This is a genomic window from Micromonospora sicca (genome assembly GCF_003172935.1).
GTDB lineage: Bacteria > Actinomycetota > Actinomycetes > Mycobacteriales > Micromonosporaceae > Micromonospora > Micromonospora sicca.
In genome coordinates this window covers 1-4,021 of record NZ_QGKS01000491.1, presented here as the reverse complement: position 1 = coordinate 4,021, position 4,021 = coordinate 1, and the positions used below count along the sequence as shown (strand labels likewise).

Genomic DNA, 4,021 nt, shown 5'->3' with positions numbered 1-4,021 from the left:
GTGAGCTGCGCGCGGTCGTCGACTCGGTCGCCGGCGCCACCCGCACATCCTCTAGAGCGTCCTAGGAGGTTGGTGCGGGTAGCGGAAACGCCGGGCGGCGCGGGGGCCGCCCGGCGTTCGGACGTACGGTCAGCCGTGGGCCTTGCCGCGGCCGCCCGGGCCGAGCTTCTTGCGCGGGCGTACCGAGATCTCCACCGGACTGCCCTCGAAGCCGAACTCCTCGCGGAGCTTGCGCTCGACGAAGCGCTGGTAACCGGCGTCCAGCGGCGCGGTGGTGAAGAGCACGAACCGCGGCGGCGCGACCCCTGCCTGGGTGGCGAAGAGGATCTTCGGGGCCCGGCCGCCGCGCACCGGGTGCGGGGTGGCCTGGACCAGCGCGGTGAGCCACTGGTTGAGCTGCGCGGTCGGCACCCGGGTCTCCCAGCTGGCCAGGGCCTTGCGCAGCGCCGGGGCGAGCTTGTCCACGGCCCGGCCGGTCATGGCGGACAGGTTCAGCCGGATCGCCCAGGGGATTCGGCGCAGCTCCCGCTCGATCTCCTTGTCCAGGTAGTACCGGCGGTCGGCGTCGACCAGGTCCCACTTGTTGAAGGCGATGACCAGGGCCCGGCCGGCCTCGGTGACCATGGAGAGGATCCGCTGGTCCTGCTCGCTGATCGGCTCGCTGGCGTCGAGCAACACCACCGCGACCTCGGCCGCCTCGATCGCCCCGGCGGTCCGCAGACTGGCGTAGTACTCGGTGCCGCTGGCCTTGCCGACCCGCTTGCGCAGCCCGGCGGTGTCCACCAGCTGCCAGGTCTCGCCGCCGATCTCCGCCAGGCTGTCGACCGGGTCGACGGTGGTGCCGGCGACCGAGTCGACGACCGCGCGCAGCTCACCGGAGAAGCGGTTGAGCAGGCTGGACTTGCCGACGTTGGGCCGGCCGACGAGGGCCACCCGGCGGGGACCTCGCGGCCGGTTCTCGACGATCTTCGGCGCCTCGGGCAGCGCCTCAAGAATGGCGTCGAGCAGGTCACCCGAGCCCCGGCCGTGCAGCGCGGAGACCGGGAACGGTTCACCGAGGCCGAGCGACCAGAGCGCGGTCGCCTCCATCTCGATGGCCGTGTTGTCGGTCTTGTTCGCCACCAGGATGACCGGCTTGGCGCTGCGCCGCAGCATCTTCACCGCGGCCTCGTCCACATCGGTCGAACCGACCATCGCGTCGACCACGAAAAGCACCACGTCGGCGGTGGCGACGGCCGTCTCGGCCTGCGCGGCGATCGCCGCGGCCCGGTCCTTGGCGTCCGGCTCCCAACCACCGGTGTCCACCACCGTGAAGGCCCGACCATTCCACTGGGCGTCGTACGGCACCCGGTCCCGGGTCACCCCGGGGATGTCCTCGACGACCGCCTGGCGGCGGCCGATGAGGCGGTTGACCAGCGTCGACTTGCCCACGTTCGGGCGGCCGACCACGGCCACCACGGGCTGCGGGCCGGACGGCTCCTCGGTGTCGAGGTCCGGCTCGCGCAGCTCCACCCAACCAGTGCTGTCCTCGGTCATGCCACACCCCGTTCGATGAGCAGCTGGCGCAGCCGGGCGACGACCTCGTCGATGCCCAGCTCGGTGGTGTCCAGCACCACCGCGTCCGGGGCCTGCTGCAACGGGTTGATCTTGCGGGTCGAGTCGAGCTTGTCGCGGCGGGCCAGGTCGGCGGCGGTGGCCGCCACGTCGGCGGCGTCCTCGGCGCTGCGCCGCTGGGCGCGGGCCGCCTCGGAGGCGGTCAGGTAGACCTTCAGGTCGGCGTCGGGCGCCACCACCGAGCCGATGTCGCGGCCCTCGACCACGATCCGGCGGGCGTTGGCGATGATCTGCCGCTGCCGGGCGACGAGCATCTCCCGGACCGCCGGCACCGCGGCCACCGCGGAGACCGAACCGGTCACCTCCGGCCCGCGGATCTCCTTGTCGACGTTCACGCCGTCGGCGGTCACGCCGTACCCCTGCGGGTCGGTGCCGATGCGCAGGTCCACCTCGCCGGCGACCTTGGCCACCGACTCCGCGTCGGTCAGGTCGACCCCGGAGCGCAGCACCGTCCAGGTGAGCGCCCGGTACATTGCGCCGGTGTCCAGGTAGCGGGCGTCCAGGCTGACGGCGAGCCGCCGCGAGACGGTGGACTTACCCGAACCGGATGGCCCGTCCACAGCGACCACGCACCGCCCGGTCCGTTCGTTCTCCCCCACCGTGTTCCTCCTCAGCCCGTACCTCGCGGGTCGCCGGTTTTTCCGGCGCCGTTGAGCGGTTGTCCTTCGTCAATGATGCCCGCGATGCCGTCCGGGCACGCGCGCGACGCCGCCGGGCGCGACCCGCGACACGCGCGGTCCACCTCGGCCGCGAGGAAGCCTACCCTCAGCGGTACCCGGAACGGCTCCGGTCAGTCGCCGACGGCCTTGAACAGCGCGGCGACCTCGGCGTTGGTCAGCCGGCGGGTCCGCCCGGCGCGCAGGTCACCCAGCCGGATCGGCCCGATCGAGGTACGCACCAGCCGGGCCACCGGGTGCCCCACCTCGGCCAGCAGCCGCCGGACGATGTGTTTGCGCCCCTCGTGCAGGGTCAGCTCCACCTGGGCGGTTTTGCCCAGCGTGTCCACCACCTTGAAGGACTCGACCGTCACCGGGCCGTCCTCCAGCTCCACCCCGGCCATCAGCCGCTTGCCCAGGTTGCGCGGGATCGGCCCGGCCACCTCGCACAGGTACGTCTTCGACACCCCGTACGACGGGTGCATCAGCCGGTGGGCGAGGGTGCCGTCGTTGGTGAGCAGCAGCAGCCCCTCGCTGTCCGCGTCGAGCCGCCCGACGTGGTAGACCCGCTGCTCCACGCGGTTGCCGAGGAAGTCGGCGAGCGCGGTGCGCCCCTTCTCGTCCGCCATGGTGGAGACCACCCCGCGGGGCTTGTTCATGGCCAGGTAGACCAGCCGGGTGTCGACCACGAGACGCTCGCCGTCGACGTGGATCACGGCGGTGGCCGGGTCGACCTTGTCGCCGAGCTTCGCGACCCGCCCGTCGACGGTCACCCGGCGCCGGAAGATCAGGTCCTCGCAGGCGCGGCGGGAGCCCACGCCGGCGGCGGCCATCACCTTCTGCAGGCGCTCGCCCTCGGGCGCGTCGGTACGGATGGTGCGGTCATCGCGTGGCATCGGCAAGCTCTTCTACGTCGTCGGGGAGGAACGGGGCGAGCGGCGGCAGGTCGTGCACCGAGTTCAGCCCGAGCTTCTCCAGGAACATCGTGGTCGTCCGGTACAGGAACGCCCCGCTGTCGGGTTCGGTGCCGCACTCCTCGACCAGGCCGCGGGAGACCAGCGTACGGATCACCCCGTCGCAGTTCACACCGCGGATGGCGGAGATCCGCGACCGCGTGACCGGCTGCTTGTACGCGATCACGGCAAGTGTCTCCAGCGCGGCCTGGGTCAGTCGTACCGACTGCCCGTCCAGTACAAACCGTTCGACGTAGGCCGCGTATTCCGGGCGGGTGTAGAGACGCCAGCCACCCGCCGCCCGGCGCAGCTCGAAACCGTGCCCGGCCGCGGTGTAGCCGGCGGCGATCTCGTCCAGCATCGGGCCGATCCGCTCGGCCGGCTGCTCCAGCACCTCGGCGAGGGTGAGTTCGCTGACCGGCTCGTCCACCACCAGCAGGATCGCCTCCAGCGCGCCGCGCAGCTCGGCGTCGTCCAGCTCGGGCGCCGGCTCCGGCGCGGGCGTCGCCCGCCGCCGCCCCGCCGGCTGCTTCTTCGGTACGCCCGCGGCGGCGCCCCGCTCCCCCGGCTCCACCTGCGCCGCGGCCTCGTCCGCCGAGTCGGCCTGCTCCGCCGGCTCCCCCACCGAGTCGACGTGCTCCGCCGGCTTTCCGGCCGAATCGGCGGCGACGCCGGCCGGTCCGGTCGGGTCACCGTCGACCGCCGACGGAACCTGGTCAGCGCTCGCTGCCGGCGCGGGGTCGGCCGGCTCTTCCGGCATGTCGCCGGATTCGGGCTGCTGCGGGGACGGCTCGTCCT

General features: G+C 72.8%; 4 protein-coding genes. All 4 read right to left on the bottom strand.

All coding sequences use genetic code 11. The annotated features are described in order from the left end of the window. Positions 1 to 129: 129 nt before the first annotated feature. The 4 genes from der to scpB all read right to left on the bottom strand — a co-directional run bounded on the left by der (position 130) and on the right by scpB (position 3,983). Positions 130 to 1,536: a ribosome biogenesis GTPase Der gene (gene der, locus DKT69_RS35415; protein ID WP_109805727.1), complete on the bottom strand. Its 1,407-nt coding sequence runs from the start codon at positions 1,534 to 1,536 to the stop codon at positions 130 to 132. Continuing rightward, positions 1,533 to 2,213, bottom strand: coding sequence for a (d)CMP kinase (cmk, locus tag DKT69_RS35410; RefSeq protein ID WP_109805726.1), 681 nt, complete (start codon positions 2,211 to 2,213; stop codon positions 1,533 to 1,535). The genes der and cmk overlap by 4 nt, the downstream gene beginning before the upstream one ends. A gap of 191 nt (positions 2,214 to 2,404) precedes the next feature. After that, the gene (locus DKT69_RS35405) at positions 2,405 to 3,166 is read right to left on the bottom strand and encodes a pseudouridine synthase (protein ID WP_109805725.1); all 762 of its coding nucleotides are present in this window, start codon (positions 3,164 to 3,166) and stop codon (positions 2,405 to 2,407) included. Further along, a complete protein-coding gene (gene scpB / locus DKT69_RS35400; protein ID WP_236648634.1) occupies positions 3,153 to 3,983 on the bottom strand; it encodes an SMC-Scp complex subunit ScpB in 831 nt (276 codons plus the stop codon). The genes DKT69_RS35405 and scpB overlap by 14 nt, the downstream gene beginning before the upstream one ends. Between the last annotated feature and the right edge of the window lie 38 nt (positions 3,984 to 4,021).

Bases quoted from the DNA above. Each gene is read 5' to 3' on its own strand.
- scpB (WP_236648634.1), bottom strand. From the start codon at position 3,983: ATGCCGGAAGAGCCGGCCGACCCCGCGCCGGCAGCGAGCGCTGACCAG.
- der (WP_109805727.1), bottom strand. From the start codon at position 1,536: ATGACCGAGGACAGCACTGGTTGGGTGGAGCTGCGCGAGCCGGACCTC.
- DKT69_RS35405 (WP_109805725.1), bottom strand. From the start codon at position 3,166: ATGCCACGCGATGACCGCACCATCCGTACCGACGCGCCCGAGGGCGAG.